We start from the raw sequence: 18,794 nt of genomic DNA on the forward strand, positions 1-18,794 counted from the left end.
CCGGTATTGGCAAAATGTTTTTTTCGGCAACCATGAGGCAACTTATAAGGGTCTCTTTTTCTCGCATGCCAAAGGAAAATCAACTTGGCAAGAAATCAATGAAATTCCTGCAGTGCTCCATTGGCGATGGTTACCTGCCGGGATACCAGGGCAGCCAGTTCCATGTTATGGGTCACCACAACCAGCGCCATTCCCATTTCCTGGTTCAATTCCATCAGTAGGGTGTGGATGTGGGCACTGTTTTTTCGATCCAGATTGCCTGTCGGTTCATCTGCCAGAAGAATGGCCGGCCGCAGGACCAAAGCCCGGGCCAGGGCCACTCGCTGCTGTTCACCGCCGGATAATTCACCGGCCCGATGGGTCAGCCGGTCTTTCAGGCCGACACGAACCAGAATTGCTTCTGCAGCCGTCGTTGCCGTTTTTTTGCCCTCACCGCCGATTAGAGCCGGCATCATCGTGTTCTCCAATGCCGAAAATTCGGGCAGCAGGTGGTGGAACTGAAATACAAAGCCGATAGTCCGGTTGCGAAAACGGGCCAGTTGGCTATCATCCAACTTCAGAACATCTTTTCCCGAATATTCCAGGATGCCGCTATCCGGTCTGTCCAAGGTCCCGAGAACGTGAAGTAGGGTAGATTTGCCGATACCCGATGCCCCCACGATTCCTATCGTTTCCCCGATGCCCAGTTTAAATGACAACTGGTTGAGGACCACGATGCGGGCCCCACTGTGGTTATAGATTTTGCTGATGCCCGAAGCCTGGATCAGCGGACTTCCGTGAGGCTGCTGATCGCGGGTTACCTCCCGCTCTGACAGTTCAGTGCCATTATCCATGACGGATGGCCTCCACCGGATCGATGCCGGCCGCCTGCCGGGCCGGATAAAGCGTGGCTGCAAAACAGATGATCAGTGCACACAACGCAATCAAGATGACGTCCGATGTCTTCATGTTCACAGGTAATGTACTTATATAATATACATCTGCCGGTAGGTGGATAAAGGAATATCGCTTCAGCAGGGTGCACAGAACCAAGCCTGCGGAAGTTCCCAGCACGGTTCCCACCAAGCCGATCATCAGGCCTTTGATTACAAAGATGCGTCCGATGGATCTTGCCGTTGCCCCCATGGCTTTCAGAATGGCGATATCCTTTCGTTTTTCCATGACCATCATGACCAGGGAGCCGGCAATATTGAATGCGGCAACCAATACGATCAGGGCAAGGATGATGAACATGACGGTTTTTTCCAACCGAAGGGCTGAAAAGAGATTTCGGTTCATCTGCTTCCAGTTTTCGATGGTGTAGTTTCCGTCCACCAGTCGTTCAATCGTATCGGAAATTTCTTTGACCTTTTCCATATCGCGGAGGCGAATCTCAATCCCACTAACGGAAGCGGGCATTCGGAGGATCTTCTGGGCCTGCTTCAAATCGATGAAAGCGAGCCTCCCATCAAATTCATACATCCCGGATTCGAAAAGGTCGGCGACCTGAAATTTAATCATGGCAGGAATATGGCCGGCCGGTGAGAGCATACCCCGCGGCAAGATTAGGTACACCGTGTCACCTCGGATTACACCCAGGTTGGCTGCCAGTTCCTTGCCTAAAATGATGCCGGGAAGGTGATCGTTCCCTTTTGGGGGCTCTTTCGAGGCAGTCCGCGTCACTAACCGGCTGTTATCCATCCTGGCGCTGACGCTTTTTCCCTGAACCGCATCAATGCCTTTCAAAACGGCGCCAGCCGCCCGCGTTGTCGTGCGAATGACAACCTGCGTGGTGATGTAGGCCGATGCCGTTTCGATGCCATCAACGGGTTTGATTTTTGCCAAAATCTGATTGTAGCCGGTAAAGTCCCCCTGTTTTTTGGTGAGTACCAGGTGGGGCCGGATTCCCATGATCCGAGATTTGAGATCGCTTTCAAAACCGGCCATGACCGCAATAACCACGATCAGCGCCATGACTCCCACGGTGACTCCGGCAATGGACAGGACGGTAATCAGCGAAATAAACGCCCGCTTCTGGCGAGTCCGGAGATAGCGCCCTGATACAAATGTCACAAATGACATGGCATTTCCGGTAATGGCTGAGGTTGAGAGTTCTCTGCGATAGGTCTTGCCCGATTCTATTGAAACTGAGTCAATTGTCTGTTTTTGAAACTCCTGCCCGGGGCTTCATGTGGGGGAACAGGATAACCTCTCGGATGGACGGGGCGTCGGTCAGCAGCATCACCAGACGGTCGATTCCAATCCCCTGACCGGCGGTGGGGGGCATGCCATACTCCAAAGCCTCGATATAGTCGTCATCCATAAAATGGGCTTCGTCGTCACCGGCTTTTCTATCTTCCACTTGCTGCAGAAATCTTCCTCGCTGGTCTTCCGGGTCATTGAGTTCGGAAAACCCGTTGGCGATTTCCCTGCCGGCAATGAACAGTTCAAACCGTTCGGTCAGGTCCGGATGGGTGTCGCTTCTTCTTGACAGCGGGGAGACTTCGGCCGGATAGCCGGTGATAAAGGTGGGCTGGATTAATTTGGGTTCAACAAGGGCATCGAACAGTTTGGTGATCACTTTTCCCAAACGACCGGTTTTCGTTACCGTAATACCCTGGGACGCCGCAAATTCAAGCAAACGGTCTTTGTCGCTCAACAATGACGAATCGACTCCGCCGATCTGTTCCAGGGAGTCGAACAGGGATATTCGTTTCCACGGTCCTCCCAGTTCGATTTCATTACCTTGATAGTTAACGACGGTACCGCCGGTTATTGCTTGAGCAATTTGCGCAAACATTTGTTCGGTGAGGTCCATCAAGTCTTCATAGGTGGCGTAGGCCTGGTAAAATTCAACCATGGTAAATTCCGGGTTGTGCTGGGTGGAGACGCCTTCGTTTCTGAAATTGCGGTTGATTTCAAAGACCCGTTCAAACCCGCCCACCACCAGGCGCTTGAGATAAAGTTCCGGAGCGATGCGAAGATAGAGATCCATGTCCAGCGCATTGTGGTGGGTTTTAAAGGGAGTTGCCTCGGCGCCGCCCGGTATTGGCTGCATCATAGGTGTTTCCACTTCCAGAAAATCACGGGACAGGAAAAAGGAGCGCATGGCCTGGATGATCTGGCTACGTTTGATAAAAATTTCCTGAACATCCGGGTTCATGATCAGGTCGATGTAGCGCTGTCGGTAACGCTTTTCCGGATCTTTAAGCCCGTGAAATTTTTCCGGAAGTGGCCGGGTTGATTTGCAGACGAGATGAATGCGGGTGGCCAGAAGGGTCCATTCGCCGGTCTTGGTACGAAACAGGGTCCCCGCAATTTCAACGAAATCCCCGACATCAAGGCGTTTGAACAGATCATATGACCGATCCCCCACCCGGTCCTTGCGCACATAAGCCTGCATGAGGCCGGTTCGGTCCTTGAACCGGACGAAAGCGGATTTCCCGAAACGATTGATGGCCATCATCCGTCCTGCCACGTTGAACTGGGCCGGATCCTCTTGTTGTTCATCCGACAGGTCTTGAAGATGACACTGGATATCCCTGATGGTATGATCGACGGCCAAGCCGTTGGGGAACAGATTGATTCCGTCTGCCTTCAGGCCCTCCGCTTTTTCTTTTCGCTTGCTCAGCAAGTCTTTTGCATTGTCCATGGTAACCCCGATTGAAATTGGTTCCGCTTCTATTTCTATTATTTGCTGCTGTCGATCTCTCTTAATCGTATAGCCCATCGGCTGTTGACTGATGCCGGATTAACCGCCCAGCCTAAAAATCGTAAACCCCTTCTGCTATCTTATTTGGTGTATGGTGTCAAGGATAGGCAATTTATGGCGAATGTCGGCGAGTGTTTTATACAGTACGGCGAACGGGGATTCTATTATTTTGCCCTGCTTCAATGATCCAAGAAAAAATCGGTTTGTCGGGCGACAGGGCGTCGAGATTGACAAAAACCGGTTAACACGGTTTCTGCCACCTACACCGATATCCTTGCGCCAATGGGCAGGAATGACCCATAGACTTTGTGCAAGGCGCAAAATAAAATTGAGATTATTGAACAATGACTTCTGGCGGGTCTCGGACGCGTTTAATTTTCGGACTTCCGTCGCTACCCTTCCGTCAAACGGCTCTGGGGGGGACAGGATCATGTCGCGAAAACCGCTATCGGGAAGTGTCCGCCTGTCACAGGATACCGTTCCCCCCTTGAGAACCGGAAGCCGGGCAAACGATTGGTCCGGGCCGAAAGTAAGGGCTTGCAGCAATGGGATCAGCAACAGCCGGAGTCCCCGCAGCCGCATCCGCCGCTGGAACAGTCGGAGCTGCATCCACTGTGCTGTTGCGTAGCGGTTTTGCTGATGCCCACCACCTCGATCTTGAAGGTCAGGGATTGGCCGGCCAGGGGATGGTTGAGATCGAAAATAACTTTTTCATCATCTATGCAGTCAACCCGGGCAGGAATCTGCTGACCCTGGGGTGTACTCAACATCAATGTCTGGCCCACTTCGGGTTCCATTCCGGCGGGGATATCGGATTTGGGAAAGTCGTGCATCCGGCTGTCATCCCGATGGCCATAGGCTTCTTCCGGAGAGAGGGTGAAGGTTTTGGTTTCGTTGATTGACATACCCATGATCGCTGATTCAAAACCGGGGATGACCTTGCCGGAACCCATTTGAACTTCCATGGGCTGGCAACCTTCACTGGAATCGAAAATTTCTCCATTGTCCAGCGTTCCGGTATAATTGACGCTTACGAACAATCCGCTTTTAGCTTTTTCCATTTGATAACTCCTTCACTTTTTTTGAATAGTTTCAGACAAAATTGGGACGAATCCTTTAAAGTCAAGGCATTATTCAGGAAGGGGAGATTCCGGTGTTTTCGTTTTGGCCTGATTCTTTGCGACAGAGATATCGCCCCCTGTCTTCTTGACAGATACCTGGTTTGCTGTAATGTCAGTCATAAATTTTTCAACCGCCCGGAGGTGAAGCATGCGAATCGAAAAAGACTCGATGGGGGAAAAACAGGTTCCCGAAAACGCCTGGTACGGGATTCATACCGCTCGTTCCCTGGAAAATTTTAATGCTGCCGGTGAACCGGTGCCCCTGGCGATCGTTCACGCCATCGTTCAGTTGAAAGCGGCTTGCGCCACGGCAAATGAGCAGCTCGGACTTCTTGATCCTGATCGTTCACAGGCGATTCGCAAGGCCTGCGCAACGATACTCACCGGGGCGCACGATGACCAGTTTTCCATCGATATCTTTCAGGCCGGATCCGGCACGTCCACCCAGATGAATGTCAACGAGGTGATCGCCAATCTGGCTGCTGTGGAACTTGGAGGAAAGCGTGGAGACAGGGATTTGATCCATCCCAACGATCATGTGAACAAAGGGCAATCCACCAATAATGTATTTCCCTCGGCCATTCGATTGGCATCTGTTCAGTTGGGCCGTCGGCTTGAAGCGGTAATCGATGGACTGATGGCCTCATTTGGAGAAAAGGCCGGACAGTTTGTCATGATTGCCAAGAGCGGACGCACCCATCTTCAGGATGCGGTCCCCGTCACATTAGGCCAGGAGCTATCCGCATACGCCCGTGCACTGGAAAAGGCGAAAACGCGAGTGGCTGCCGCCAGTCTGAACCTGCTGGAGATTGGCGTCGGGGGCAATGCGGTGGGAACCGGAATCAATACCAAGCCGGCTTTTCGATCCCATATCGTAAAGGCGCTCAACGATTCAACCGGGCTGTCATTCAACGTGGCGGACAACGGCGTCGAAATAACCCAGTTCTTGACGGATATGGGTCAGATGTCCGCGGTCCTTCGATTGTTGGCTCTGGATCTTCTAAAGATCTGCAACGATCTGCGTCTGCTGGCCTCAGGGCCCAACACGGGCATCGGCGAAATCCGGCTGCCGGCAGTAGAGCCCGGTTCTTCCATTATGCCGGGAAAGGTCAATCCCAGCATCTGCGAGGCTGCCAACATGGCCTGCATCCAGGTGATCGGATATGATACCGCCGTGGCCATGGCCTGTGGGCTGGGTCAATTGGAGCTCAACACCCATATGCCGCTGATCGGCGCAAATCTGGTGAAGTCATTGAATATCTTGATTCGCACCTGCACCATGCTGGATGAGAAATGCATCCAGGGCATTGGTGCGGATGAAGAGAAATGTCGGCAGAACTTCGAATCCAGTGCCGGTTTGGCCACCATCCTGAACCCGGAGTTGGGTTACGACAGGGTAGCGGCTTTGGTCAAGGAGGGACTGGCCAGCGGTAGAACCCTGAAAGCTGTAGTTCTGGAAAAGCGCCTAGTGTCAGAAACACAGCTGGAGCACCTGCTGGCCGGTGCCTTCGGTCCGAACCTCTGATTCGGCAACCACCATGACTTGATGGCGAAGTGCCGGATGGGTTTTCCGCGATTGCGCATCAAAGATCCTGTTCGTGCTATGCAATAAGGAACTATACCGTCAGGCGTTTGTCGAACAAACTCCGGTTTTCCTCCAGCATGGTGCCGGACATGAGATCCGCCATGGCGGCCTGGTAATGCTTCCGGTTGATACCGGGGATCAGCCCGTGGCGATGGATTTCCGACAGCACGGCCATATTCTGCATGCGGATATCCGGCAGGTCCGTTTGAAATACGGATATGACTTGAATGCCCCGCCCCCGGCAAAGATCCCGGATGTCATTTTCGGTGACTTCCGCCGCTTGGTTCAGTCTGACGGGAAGCGGCTGCCATACGGTATTATAGTAGATCAAGCACGCCCTGTCCTTCAGGACCGTTCCTGCCGCCCGCAGGGCTTCGTGGCGCTCCAGTGAAATCACCAGATCCGCCTGCCCGGATGGAATAAGGGGTGAGAAGACGGTATCGCCCATGCGTATCTGGGATACGACGATTCCTCCCCGCTGGGCCAGTCCGTGGGTGTCCACGCTTTTTACCGGATGGCCGGCGTGATCCGCCGCCCTCAGGATGATTTCACTGATCAGGCCGATGCCCTGGCCGCCCACACCGGTCAGATAGATGCTGAAGGCCTTCATGCGGCACCTCCTTTATCCTTTTTGCCGGCCGGGATGATGGCTTTGGCCGGACAGGTTTGGATGCAGGAACCGTCGCCGATGCAAAGGTCGGTATTGATGGTGACGTTGCCCTCGGTGTCCCGGGTGAAGGTGGGGCAGCCGAAGGTTTCGATACAGGCGTGGATCCGTCCGCACACCGCTTGGTCGATCACGACATGTTTCTGCTGATAGCTGGGATTTTTTCTTTGCTCACGGGTAAACTTGAGCATGCAGGGATGCCGGGCGATTACTACACTGAATTCGTCGATGGATGTCGCCTCGATAACCATTTTGGCCAGCTTGGCCTGCTGGTAGGTATCCACCTCGAAGATGTGTTTGACTCCCAATCCTTCCAGTACCTGCCGGACAGGGATTTTATCTGTCTCCTCGTTGAAGTTTTTTCCGCTGGCCGCATGGTCCTGATGGCCGGTCATGGCTGTGGTGCCGTTCTCCATGAGAATCAGGGTGATGGGGTGACGGTTGAAAATGGCATTGATGATGCCGGGCAAGGCGGCATGAAAAAAGGTGGAGTCGCCCATGAATGCCACCACCTTTCGGCTGGTGTTGAACAGACGCAGCCCGCTGCCTATGGCCGTGGATGCCCCCATGCACATGAGCAGTTGGCCCATTTCGTATGGAGGCAGAAAGCCCAGGGTGTGGCAGCCGATGTCCGCCACGGTGATATCGGTGGGGGCAAGCGCCTGCTTGATGGCGTGAAAAGCGCTGCGGTGACCGCATCCCGGGCACATCTGGGGCGGCCGGTGGGGCGCCGGATCGTCGGCTTCTGCAGCCGGTGAAGGCTGGATCATATCCGGCCACATTGCGGCCAGCAACCGATGAACCTTGTCGGGTGTGTATTCGCCGATCCAATCCTCCGGCCCCGTTTTCCCGATGATCTTCACCGGCAGTTGTTGATCGAAGGCCAGGGCCTTGATCTGGTTTTCCGCCACGTCGTCCAGTTCTTCGAGAATTTTGACCTCCTGATGACCGGAGAGAAATCGGATGATTTTTCCACGGGGCAGGGGATGGACATAGGCCAGCTTCAGGATGTCCGGCTTGGCGGCTGCGCCATTCAACGCTTCCATCAGCGACAGAAAGGGCAATCCCATGGTGATGACACCCCGCGCGGTGTTGCCGTTATCGACGACACGGTTCAATTCCGTTTTTTCGGCCCATTGGCGGACCTGTTCCAATCTGGCAAGAGCTGCGCGTTTTTGCTCGATGGCCTGAGTGGTGAGGGGAATGTAGGCGCCGTTGGCTGGATCGAACCGGGGGGTGTCGTCCGGCGGTACCGGATTCCAGGGGCCGAAGGCCACCCTTTCTTTGGCGTGGCAGACGTGAGTCGTGAGCCGCAGGATCACCGGCATGCGATGCTTTTGGGACAGGCGGGCGGCTTCCAGATAGAATCGGTAGACTTCAGCCGGATCTGCCGGTTCGAGGACCGGGGTGTAGCTCATCCGGGCGTAGTGGCGGTTGTCCTGCTCATTCTGAGAGGAGTTGGCTCCCGGGTCGTCGCCAAGCACCACGACCATGCCGCCGATGATATTCATCAGGCTCAGTTGGACAAAGGTGTCTGCCGCCACATTGAGGCCCACGCTTTTGAAAAAAACCGTAGACAGGTGTCCGTTGACTGCCGCCCCGTAGGCCAGCTCCGTGGCCACCTTCTCGTTGGTGGAGAATTCGAAGTAGAAGGGTCTGTCGCCTCTGGGAATGGACTGGATCGCCGAGGCGATTTCCGGTGTCGGGGATCCGGGGTAAGCACTGACGACCCGGGTACCGGCTTCCACCATGGCCCGGACGATGGCCGTGTTGCCCATGACGATCTCTAAAAAGGCTTCGCGCTTGAGCAGCATGTCTCCCATTTTTTTCATGGCGTTTCTCCTGAAGGGAACCGTTGTGCACCGAGAAGAAGCGTTCGGGCGAATGGCATATGCCCGGTGCCTGTTAACGCTTTGATACCTTTACTCTATGTTCACAGAAAAGACTTGTCAATTCGTGGCAGAAAGCCAATCCTCGATTGAACTTACCAGGCCACTGGCTTGCGGCGGATGGGCATGGTCATGCACCGGGCGCCGCCACCGCCGCGGGGCAGCTCCGAACCGTCAAGGGTGATAGCGCACCGTCCCAGTCCTGCCAACTGCCTTCGGCCGGTGATAATGTCGTCGGCGGGAATGATTTCGAAACCGTTTTTGTTCATCTCCTCCATGGTATGGACGTTGCGGGCATACCCCACCACCTTTCCGGGGGCCAGGGCAAAAAAATTGGCACCGGAATGCCACTGCTCCCGCTCCTGGACCCACAAGTCCTCCTCGCCGCCACAGCACACCGGTGTCAAGTCCATGCCTATACATTGCAGGGCATCGATGAGACCTTTTTCCTCCCGGATGCTGGTGACCCGCCCGTTTTCGATGAGGATGTGGATGGTCTGGTACTTGCTTGGCCTGAGCAGAAGTGGCTTGAACACCATGCAGTGGCTCCGGTCCAGTAAGGTGAATACCATGTCCAGGTGGATAAACGATTCGGGGCGGTGGGGCAATTCCTGGACCAGGATGTGCCGTTCACGGTCTTTTTGGGCCTTGAGTCGATCGATGATGAAGTCGATGCCCTGGGTGGAGGTGCGGCTGCCGTTGCCGATGACCAGGATGTCGTCCCGGGCAACCAGCACATCACCGCCTTCGACCGTGGCGGCGGGATCAGGATGCTTCTGCGCAAGCAGGTTGACCGTATCGGCGGAAAACGGGGGTGCATGGTTGAAGATGGCTTCCATGATGATGGATTCGCGGGATCTGACCGGCTTGGCCATCCGGCCGATGAGTATTTCATCCATGATTGCCATGGCTGCATCGCGGGTAAAGAAAAAGTTATGCAGCGGGGGCAGGGAAAACCGTTCCTTGGAAAGGAAACGGGTCAGGTTGTCCAGCGGCTGAACCACCCCTTCGATGAGTCGCTGGGCAAGTGTTTTTTCCGGCAGGGCCAGTAGGTCGTCGCACAGGTCGAGACATCCCTCGGCCTCGCAGATGTGCAGCACCAGCGGTGTTTTTGCCGCCGGTTCCGCCAGAACCGATTCGAGCAGATCACGCACCTGGTAAGTGAGGGTAACCGTATTCAACAGGTCTTCAAGCTGCGCGTATTCTTTCTGGGCCACGGACAGGTTGAGGATGTCGCTGTAGAGGGCCCGTTCCGCATTTTGGGGGGTCATGTTTTCGACTTCCGGACCGGGCGTGTGCAGGATCACCCCTTCCAGTTCGCCGATTTCAGATTTTATTTCGATTTTCATCTGTTCGATACCTTTTCGGGTGGCAGGCTGATGATGGTGCAAAACATATTCCGGTGGTGGCTATCTACCAAATAAAACGGGAAAAAGAAATGCTTGCAATACGGGTACACCGGCTCTATTAAAGCCGGAAAAACAGAAACCCGTCCGCGGCTCAGTGGGGTGTCAAATGGGAAAGCAACGTCCGGCTTCCTGCTGGAACGAGATGATTTCGGCAAATCTGGCCGAGTTCGGTGATACTGCAGGCGAGTTGAACTGGGTTTCTCCGGCCGGGGCGATGGCCGCGGAGCGGGAGCGTGCCGGACGACTCGAAGCCATGGGTGGACAGCTCGAACTAGCCTTTAAAGGAACCAAGCCGCATATCGGTCCTCTGTCCCCCGGTTGCCGCATCTGCGGTGAAGGGGATTGGTCCTGTCTGTTCGTCAACGGCAAATGCAACTGCCGGTGCTTTTACTGCCCGAGTTCCCAGGACGAGATCGGCGTGCCCACCACCAACCGGGTTCCCTTTGCCCGACCTGCCGATTATGCCGCTTATGTGGGCCATTTCGGTTTCAGCGGCACGAGCATCAGCGGCGGCGAACCTTTGCTGACACCGGCGCTTACCCTGCGCTTTCTGAAGGCGGTGCATCAATCAAGAAATCGTCCGCGCCACTTGTGGATGTACACCAATGGTACCTTGCTGACGGCGGATCTTGTGAAAAAGCTCCGCGACGCCGGTCTGGACGAGATCCGATTCGATCTCAGTGCCGTGGATTACGATCTGAAAAAAGTCCGGCTGGCGGTCGGGCAGATCCCCACGGTCACCGTCGAGATTCCTGCCATTCCCGAAGATTTTCAGCGGCTGGCCGAATTGCTGCCCCGAATGAAAGCGACTGGCGTCGATCATTTGAATCTTCACCAGCTTCGTCTGAACCCTTTCAACCGGGTCCAGTTGGATAAACGAAAATATACGTATCTGCACGGGGAAAAAGTGACCGTCCTGGAGTCTGAGCTGACGGCATTAGCGCTGATGCAACATGTCGTCGACAATAATGTCGGACTCCCGGTCAACTATTGTGCCTCCGTCTTCCAGCACCGCTTCCAGCGTGCCGCTGCGCGACGCAGGAGTGCCCGATTGATGGCAAAACCCCATGAGACTATCACGGAAAACGGGTATATCCGATCCCTTGCCGTGGTCGGTGATCCGGAAGACCTCTCCCGGCTGGCTGACCGGTTGACCAATAGTGGAGTAAATCCCCAATTATGGACCATCGGCAGTCGCAAAGACCATTTGCCCTTTCATCCGCAACTATGGGCGCACGTGGTTTCCCCTGGGCTGAAAATGGCGGTCTTCTATTCAGAAGCGTTGCTGTGTCCCCACATCTCCTACCACCGCACCTTCAAGGAGGTCCGCATCAATTCAGAAATGCGGCTTTTCATCGAAAAACAGCCGGTCTGCCCTGAAATTTATCTGGATGAAGTGAAGCGAACGCGGTTTATTTCCATCGTGGACCATCCGGACAGGCAGGTCGTGGAAAAACACAATACGTCCGACGACCGGTTTCTGGATTATGAATTGATTCAACCCGGGCTTCAGGATTATTTCTGAATGCTTTTCAGGCCAGGGTCCGTTGTTGAGATTCGACCGACCTCATCGACTTGACATCCACCGCCGCGGGAAATATTCTGGTACCCATAATCAACAACAAAATTAGCATGCATCAGGAGGATGCCATGGAAGAAAAAGCCAGGGCGCACCTGATTGTTTCCGGGCGGGTTCAAGGGGTATGTTTCAGGGCGGCAACCCAAAAGGCGGCAGCGATTTTCGGGCTGTACGGATGGGTCAGAAATAAACACGACGGCACGGTTGAAGCGATCGTTGAGGGCTCAAAAAAGGATGTGATCTCTATGATCAACTGGTGCCGTGAAGGTCCTCCCATCTCCAGGGTGGAAAAGGTCGATGTCACCTGGCAGGATTATCACGGCGAGTTCAGCGAATTCGGTATTCACTATTAACCCCACGCCAATTCTCGGAGGAAGCCATGCCCGCGAACACTTCCCTTCAAAAAGCCGAAAAATTCGAAATTGAAAAATATAAAACCCCCAAGGATATCCGATCCCTTTCCAAGACGCATGTGCATTACACGGGATCGCCGCAGAAACATCCTCTGGACCCGGACCGAATTATCTTGTTGCCTGACCCGTATAACGAGAAAAGCCCCTACCTGGAATTCAGTAAAAATGACATCACCCACGTGGAGAAGCTGGCCAACATCGTCAACCTGGAGGGTGCAACCGTCAGCATGGTAAGAATCTGGGTGAAAAAAGGCAGCATCGCCATCCAGTGCACGCCGTTTAAGGTAACTTCAATGTAGCTTCTCGGTTGATCCGGTAGACGGATCTATTGGGTTCATCAGTATGGTGGAGGCTGTTTTTTTCCACCACCGGCCCGGCTGCGCTATGGCGATCAAAGGTGATGGCCGTGCCGCGAAATTCTCCTCCCCGCCCCTGATTTGCAAAAAGTCGTGAGATAAGGCATTATAGACTATCAAGGATCGGCGCACGCGATCACCTGTCGCTCAATCTACAGCAGCACTTCTCATTCAACTCTAAACCTGGCGGCAGGTCGTTGAAGTCATGCGCACTGGAAGAAGAAGGCTTTGATCCGGCAGACATTCAGATTGATTCCCGGCCTGCCACGGGAACGCTGCGAGTGGATCTGAAAGAATAGGAAATTATGCATTTTGAAATCCGTCCAAATTCAACACACGTTTAAGAGGCCATACGTCCAGTTGTTCAGCCTTCACGGACTGATTCGATCGAAAAACCTGGAAATGGGAAGAGATGCGGATACCGGCGGGCAGGTCAAATATGTCTTGGAATTGGGGACTGCTCTGAGCTCCCGGGAGGACATCGGTCGCGTGGATCTGTTCACCCGCCTGATTGCCGACAAACGCGTTTCTTCGGATTACAGTCAACCCGTCGAGGTTATCAATGACAAGTTTCGCATCGTTCGCATTCAATGCGGGGGGCGAAAATATATGCGCAAAGAGCTCCTCTGGCCCCATCTCGAAGAGTATGTGGACAAGACGATCAAGTTCATCAAGCGCTCCCAGGCCATGCCGGACATCGTCCACGGCCACTATCCCGATGCCGGATACGTGGCCATGCAACTGGCCGAAATCTTCGGATTGCCCTTCGTATACACCGGCCACTCCCTCGGCCGCGCCAAACTGGCCAGGCTTGCGGAACAGGGGATGAGCGAGGCGGAAATCATCAAGAAATTCAAAATCGATCATCGCATCGATGCGGAAGAGCAGATCATAGCCCGGGCGGACTTGGTGGTTACCAGCACCCGGCATGAAATCGAGGAGCAGTACGGCCTTTACCACAACAAGGATGTCCCCGACTATCAAGTGGTGCCCCCCGGCATCGGCATCGACACGTTCTATCCGTTTTATCATGATATGCTCGACGATGCGGAACGGTCGGAGAACGCCAGATATGCCCAGGCCTCCATGCTCAAGGAATTAAACCGTTTTTTCATGAACCCGGAGAAACCGCTGGTCCTGGCCCTGAGCCGCCCGGATAAGCGCAAAAATATATCCGGGCTGGTCAGGGCCTATGGGGAAGATCTCGAACTGCAGAGCATGGCCAATCTGGCCGTGTTCGCCGGGCTGCGCAAAGATATCGATGCCATGGCGGACAACGAACGCGAAGTGCTCACCGAAATGCTTCTGGCCATGGACAAATACGACCTTTACGGCAAGATGGCTATCCCCAAGAAACACGATTTCGAATACGAAGTGCCGGCCCTTTACCGGATTGCCGCTGAGCGAAGAGGGGTATTTATCAATCCGGCCCTAACGGAGCCCTTCGGCTTGACCCTGCTGGAGGCATCGGCAACCGGATTGCCCATCGTGGCCACCGATGACGGTGGGCCCAACGATATCGTCCACAACTGCAAAAACGGTATTCTGGTTAATGTTGCCCATACAGAGCAGATATCGTCGGCACTCCGCAAAATTATCGCGGATAAGGAGTTGTGGGAACGTTACTCGAAAAACGGCATCATGAATGTGCGCAAGCATTACACCTGGCAAACGCATACCCATAAATATGCCGCCGCTGTCCGCAAGCTGACCGCCGCCAGTCGACGATCTACGCTGGACACCGTCAAACCCTCAGATTCAGTTGGTCGTCGGCTGATAAAGCTCAATCATTTCATGATCACCGATATCGACAATACACTGGTCGGTACCGACAACGCTCAACTGGAAAAACTGGTGCAACTGCTGAAGGAGAACCGGAGCCGCATGGGATTCGGGGTGGCCACCGGAAGGACCGCCGATTCAGCCAGAACGATACTGGAAAAATACCGCATTCCATTCCCGGACGTGATCATCTGTTCGGTGGGCAGCGCCCTTTTCTATGGGAAGAGCGATAAACCCAGCCCGGGATGGGCCAGCCACATTGCCAGCCGATGGAACCGGGATAAAATCGTCGAACTGCTCAAAGACCTCGATTTTCTGGAATACCAGGAAGAAGAAACCCAGCGTCGCTTCAAGGTCAGTTATTACATGGATCCGGCCAAAGATCGATTGTCCACCATCCACCACCGCCTGCTTCACTTCCGCTGCCGGTACAACCTGATCTACTCGCACGATCGCTACTTGGACATCCTGCCTTACCGGGCTTCCAAGGGAAAGGCCATTCGCTACCTGAGCTACAAGTGGGAAATCCCGCTGACAAATTTTCTGGTATGCGGGGATTCGGGCAACGATGAGGAGATGCTTCGTGGAGAACCCCGCGCCGTGGTGGTGGCCAACTACAGTCATGAACTGGAGCATCTGAAGGGCAGCCGGAATGTCTATTTCGCAGAGAGCGAATGTGCCGGTGGAATCATTGAAGGAATGCAGCACTACGGTTTCATCGATGAGGCGAATGGAGGTTAAGCGATGACGCTAAAAAATGAAGTGCAGTTGATTGTCTATCCGGACAGCCTTGGCGGAGACCTCGTAGAGCTGCATTACGTGCTACGCCGCTACTTGAGCCGGGCCATCGGCGGCGTTCACCTGCTGCCGTTCTATCCTTCTTCCGCGGACCGCGGATTTGCCCCGTTGACCTATGATGAAGTGGACCCGGTCTTCGGCACCTGGAGGGATATCGATCTGATCGGGCGGGAATTCGATCTGATCATCGATTTCATGGTCAACCATATTTCCAGGCTGTCCGTCTATTTCCAGGATTACTTCGAAAAGGGACCGGACTCCGAATTTGCCGACATGTTTCTGAGTTTCAACAAACTCAGCCCGACCGGTGAAATCAGCGAAACGGAGCTGGCAAAGGTTTACACCCGCAAACCCCGGCCGCCGTACACCATCATCCAGCGCGCCGACGGCTCCAAGGAAAAAGTCTGGTGCACGTTTGACTATGAGCAGATCGACCTGGACTGGAATTCACCCAAAACCCGAGAGGTGATGCGGCGCTACCTGATCCAATTGTCGCGGACCCCGGCGAAGATGATCCGCATGGATGCCTTTGCCTATTCGACGATGAAACTCGGCACCAACTGTTTTTTCCTGGAGCCCGAGGTGTGGCAACTGCTGCAGTGGCTCCAGGATTATGTTTCCCCCTTCGGTGTTGAAATCCTGCCCGAGGTGCACGAGCATTACCGCTATCATCAGAAGATTTCCGCCAACGGGTACTGGACCTATGATTTTTCGCTGCCCATGCTGGTCCTGAACACGCTATATCATCACACCAGCCGGGTGCTGAAACAATGGCTGGCCATCTGCCCCCGTAAACAGATCACCACCCTGGACACCCACGACGGCATCGGTGTGGTGGATGTGCAAGACCTTCTGACTTCTGAAGAAATCCAGCTTACCCTGGATGGTCTGGATGAAAAGGGTGCCAATACCCGAAAAATATTTTCCGGTCCCGAGTACCAGAATCTGGACGTCTATCAGGTGAACTGCACTTATTATTCTGCGCTGGAGCGCAACGACGATTCCTATATTGCCGCACGCGCCATCCAGTTTTTCACACCGGGCATTCCCCAGGTCTATTATGTGGGCCTTTTGGCCGGCGAAAATGACATCGAACTGGTCCAACAGACCAAAAACGGCCGGGACATCAACCGTCACAACTACACCCTGGACGAGATCGCTGTCGAGATTCAAAAGCCGGTGGTTCGGCGTTTATTGCGGCTCATGGAATTCAGGAGCACCTGTCGGGCTTTTGGCGGCCAGTTTACCATCGACGATGCGCCCGACGATCGCCTCAAACTGACTTGGACCCATGGTGTCCACCGGGCCACCCTCCGGATCGATCTGGTGAGCTACGAAACCCGGATTGACCATTTCGACGAAGGGAAACAGGCTATTGTCGAATTTGTTGTCTGAGAGAACCGTGGCCGCCGACCGGAAGGGGTGTTCCTCTTTGGCGTGAAACCGTGCCGGAAAAAGACCATCCGACGGAGACCTGTCCCTAAAGCCGTTATGGAGAATATGGCTTTGCGTCTGAAGCTGGCGCACAAATGCATTCGCAGGTGTCATCCGGTTTCTGTGCAACGGCCTTCCCGGATGATGCCGCGTCGCTGAAATCCATGTGGAGGGTCACGTCGCTGCCTCCGGGGGCGGTGGTTTTGGCATGGGGATAGCGTTTTTTGAAGACGTGGAGCATGGCGGTGTTTTCGCGCAGGACGGTGGCGGAAAAAGACTTGAAGTTGTTCTCCTTGGCGATGCGCTCCAGGTCGGCCAGCAGATAAGAAGCGATGCCCATCCCGTGAAAGTCCTCGCGAACCACAAATGCCACCTCTGCCTGGGTATCGCTTTCCTCCGCATAGGAGCCGAGGGCAATGATTTCCTGGTGGCCGCCGATGCGCACCAGACCGATCATGGATATGTTCTTGCGGTAGTCCACGCTGGCCCATTGCTGCTGGACCACTTCGTGGGAAAAGAGCTTCATCTTATAGAAAAACCTGAAGTAGATTGTTTTTTCCTGCAGCGAGTAAAAAAAGTTCCGGTAGGCGAATTCATCGGAGGGCAGGAGTGGCCTGAATTCCACCGTTTTTCCGTTTTTCAGGGTTAGGCGGTTCTTGTAGCCTTCGATGAAGATCAGGTCATCCTGTGACGGCGGCAGTTGGTCGGAGAAGATATAGTGCCGGGACTTGGCCACATCGATGAGCTCTTCACGGAATTTGGGGTGGGCGATCTGGGCCAGCTCCATGACCCGTTGGTAGATGCTTTTGCCGCTGAGCTCGGCAATGCCGTATTCGGTCACCACGAAGTTCACGTCGCCGCGGGTGGTGGCTACGCCGGCACCTTCGCTGAGATGCGGCACAATTCTCGAAACGGTGCCGTTCTGGGCTGTAGAGGGCAGGGCGATGACTGAAAAGCCGCCTTTGGACATGGCGCTGCCGCGGAGAAAATCCACCTGATCACCGATTCCGCTGTAAAACATATAGCCCATGGAGTCGCTGCACACCTGGCCGGTGAGGTCCACCTCCAGGGCGGAACTGATTGAAACCAGGTTATCGTTTCTGGCGATAACGGTGGGATCGTTGACGAACGCCGATGAGCGGAAGTAAAACATGGGGTTGTTGTCCACGTAGCGGTAGAGCTTCTCCGATCCCATGCACAGCGATGCCACCACCCGTCCGGGCAGCAGGGTCTTCTTGCGGTTGGTGATCACCTTTTTCTCGAACAGGGGCAAAAAACCGTCGGTGATCAGTTGGGTGTGGATGCCCAGGTCTTTCTTGTCGGCCAGTTGTTGCAGGATGGCATAGGGAAGATGACCAAACCCGATCTGAAGGGTCGCTCCGTCGTCTACCAGTTGATTGACATAAAACCCGATACGGCTGGCGGTTTCCGAATTCTTGATGCTGGGTAGGGCTTCCACCAGCGGCTCCTCATACTGCACCAGAAAATCGATGTCGTCTATGTGAACAAAGCTGTCTCCCGAGGTTCGCGGCATGCGTGGGTTGACCTGGGCGATGACTATCTTGGCATTTTGCATCCCGGCCCGGGTGATGTCGATGGATACGCCGAGGCTGCAGTAGCCGTGCTTATCCGGTGGGCTGACCTGGATCAGGGCCACATCCAGGCCGATCCGACGGTTGGCGAAGTATCTGGGGATTTGGGACAGGTAGGTCGGGATGTAGTCGATCTTGCCTTCGAATGCCGCTTTCCTCATCGAACTGCTGATAAAAAAGAGCTTAAGGGAAAATCGCCTTAAAAACCGGGGATCGTCTACATAATCGGCAAAGGTCCAGGAGAGCATCTGGTAGACCATGATGTCCTGCATGCTCAGGTCTTCCACCATGGTCCGGATCAAGTGCTGGGGTTCGCCGCACCCGGTACCGATGAACACCCGGCTTCCGTTTTTTATTTTGGATATGGCGGTCTCAGCGTCCATCAGCTTGTCCGGACATGCCGTCTTCAGATCCATCCCCACCCCCCCCTTCATGGTATAAACGTTAACGGTGAGCATCACCGATCGACAACTGGAAA

General features: G+C 54.4%; 14 protein-coding genes. 6 read left to right on the top strand and 8 right to left on the bottom strand.

What is annotated here, in order from left to right; all coding sequences use genetic code 11:
* Positions 1-95: 95 nt before the first annotated feature.
* The 4 genes from ACHZBS_RS26470 to ACHZBS_RS26485 form a co-directional block, all read right to left on the bottom strand.
* On the bottom strand, positions 96-833 hold the full coding sequence (locus ACHZBS_RS26470) for an ABC transporter ATP-binding protein (protein WP_319409529.1): 738 nt from the start codon (positions 831-833) through the stop codon (positions 96-98).
* Positions 826-2,061, bottom strand: a complete 1,236-nt coding sequence (locus tag ACHZBS_RS26475) for a lipoprotein-releasing ABC transporter permease subunit (protein ID WP_319409530.1) — start codon at positions 2,059-2,061, stop codon at positions 826-828. Before ACHZBS_RS26475 ends, ACHZBS_RS26470 begins: the two co-directional genes overlap by 8 nt.
* A 70-nt stretch (positions 2,062-2,131) precedes the next feature.
* Positions 2,132-3,631, bottom strand: coding sequence for a lysine--tRNA ligase (gene lysS, locus ACHZBS_RS26480; RefSeq protein WP_319409531.1), 1,500 nt, complete (start codon positions 3,629-3,631; stop codon positions 2,132-2,134).
* A 611-nt stretch (positions 3,632-4,242) separates the two neighbouring features.
* Entirely contained in the window at positions 4,243-4,752 is a 510-nt protein-coding gene (locus tag ACHZBS_RS26485; RefSeq protein ID WP_319409532.1) for a peptidylprolyl isomerase, read from the bottom strand.
* 208 nt (positions 4,753-4,960) lie between these two features.
* Here ACHZBS_RS26485 and ACHZBS_RS26490 point away from each other — a divergent pair, with 208 nt between their 5' ends.
* Positions 4,961-6,337 carry an aspartate ammonia-lyase gene (locus tag ACHZBS_RS26490; protein WP_319409533.1) on the top strand — a complete coding sequence of 459 codons (1,377 nt, stop codon included), beginning with the start codon at positions 4,961-4,963 and terminating at the stop codon, positions 6,335-6,337.
* Positions 6,338-6,428: 91 nt separating this feature from the next.
* Here ACHZBS_RS26490 and ACHZBS_RS26495 read toward each other — a convergent pair whose 3' ends face one another.
* The 3 genes from ACHZBS_RS26495 to ACHZBS_RS26505 all read right to left on the bottom strand — a co-directional run bounded on the left by ACHZBS_RS26495 (position 6,429) and on the right by ACHZBS_RS26505 (position 10,302).
* On the bottom strand, positions 6,429-7,007 hold the full coding sequence (locus ACHZBS_RS26495) for a 2-oxoacid:acceptor oxidoreductase family protein (RefSeq protein ID WP_319409534.1): 579 nt from the start codon (positions 7,005-7,007) through the stop codon (positions 6,429-6,431).
* Positions 7,004-8,896: an indolepyruvate ferredoxin oxidoreductase subunit alpha gene (locus ACHZBS_RS26500; RefSeq protein ID WP_319409535.1), complete on the bottom strand. Its 1,893-nt coding sequence runs from the start codon at positions 8,894-8,896 to the stop codon at positions 7,004-7,006. Before ACHZBS_RS26500 ends, ACHZBS_RS26495 begins: the two co-directional genes overlap by 4 nt.
* Positions 8,897-9,048: 152 nt before the next feature.
* The gene (locus tag ACHZBS_RS26505; protein ID WP_319409536.1) at positions 9,049-10,302 is read right to left on the bottom strand and encodes an arginine deiminase family protein; all 1,254 of its coding nucleotides are present in this window, start codon (positions 10,300-10,302) and stop codon (positions 9,049-9,051) included.
* Between the two features lie 166 nt (positions 10,303-10,468).
* Between ACHZBS_RS26505 and ACHZBS_RS26510 the strand changes: the two genes are divergently transcribed.
* The 5 genes from ACHZBS_RS26510 to gtfA all read left to right on the top strand — a co-directional run bounded on the left by ACHZBS_RS26510 (position 10,469) and on the right by gtfA (position 16,685).
* Complete coding sequence (locus tag ACHZBS_RS26510) at positions 10,469-11,887, top strand: radical SAM protein (RefSeq protein ID WP_319409537.1); 1,419 nt, start codon at positions 10,469-10,471, stop codon at positions 11,885-11,887.
* 125 nt (positions 11,888-12,012) lie between these two features.
* Positions 12,013-12,294 carry an acylphosphatase gene (locus tag ACHZBS_RS26515; RefSeq protein ID WP_319409538.1) on the top strand — a complete coding sequence of 94 codons (282 nt, stop codon included), beginning with the start codon at positions 12,013-12,015 and terminating at the stop codon, positions 12,292-12,294.
* Between the two features lie 26 nt (positions 12,295-12,320).
* Positions 12,321-12,653, top strand: coding sequence for an inorganic pyrophosphatase Ppa (locus ACHZBS_RS26520; protein ID WP_319409539.1), 333 nt, complete (start codon positions 12,321-12,323; stop codon positions 12,651-12,653).
* Positions 12,654-13,022: 369 nt separating this feature from the next.
* Positions 13,023-15,233 (top strand): HAD-IIB family hydrolase, encoded by a 2,211-nt coding sequence (locus tag ACHZBS_RS26525; protein ID WP_319409540.1) that lies wholly within the window; start codon positions 13,023-13,025, stop codon positions 15,231-15,233.
* A gap of 3 nt (positions 15,234-15,236) precedes the next feature.
* On the top strand, positions 15,237-16,685 hold the full coding sequence (gene gtfA, locus ACHZBS_RS26530) for a sucrose phosphorylase (protein ID WP_319409541.1): 1,449 nt from the start codon (positions 15,237-15,239) through the stop codon (positions 16,683-16,685).
* Positions 16,686-16,779: 94 nt separating this feature from the next.
* On the opposite strand, the gene ACHZBS_RS26535 is transcribed toward gtfA, so the two are convergent.
* Positions 16,780-18,732 carry a GNAT family N-acetyltransferase gene (locus ACHZBS_RS26535; RefSeq protein WP_319409542.1) on the bottom strand — a complete coding sequence of 651 codons (1,953 nt, stop codon included), beginning with the start codon at positions 18,730-18,732 and terminating at the stop codon, positions 16,780-16,782.
* Positions 18,733-18,794: the final 62 nt, after the last annotated feature.

It is taken from the genome of uncultured Desulfosarcina sp., from assembly GCF_963664155.2.
Classification (GTDB): Bacteria; Desulfobacterota; Desulfobacteria; order Desulfobacterales; family Desulfosarcinaceae; genus Desulfosarcina.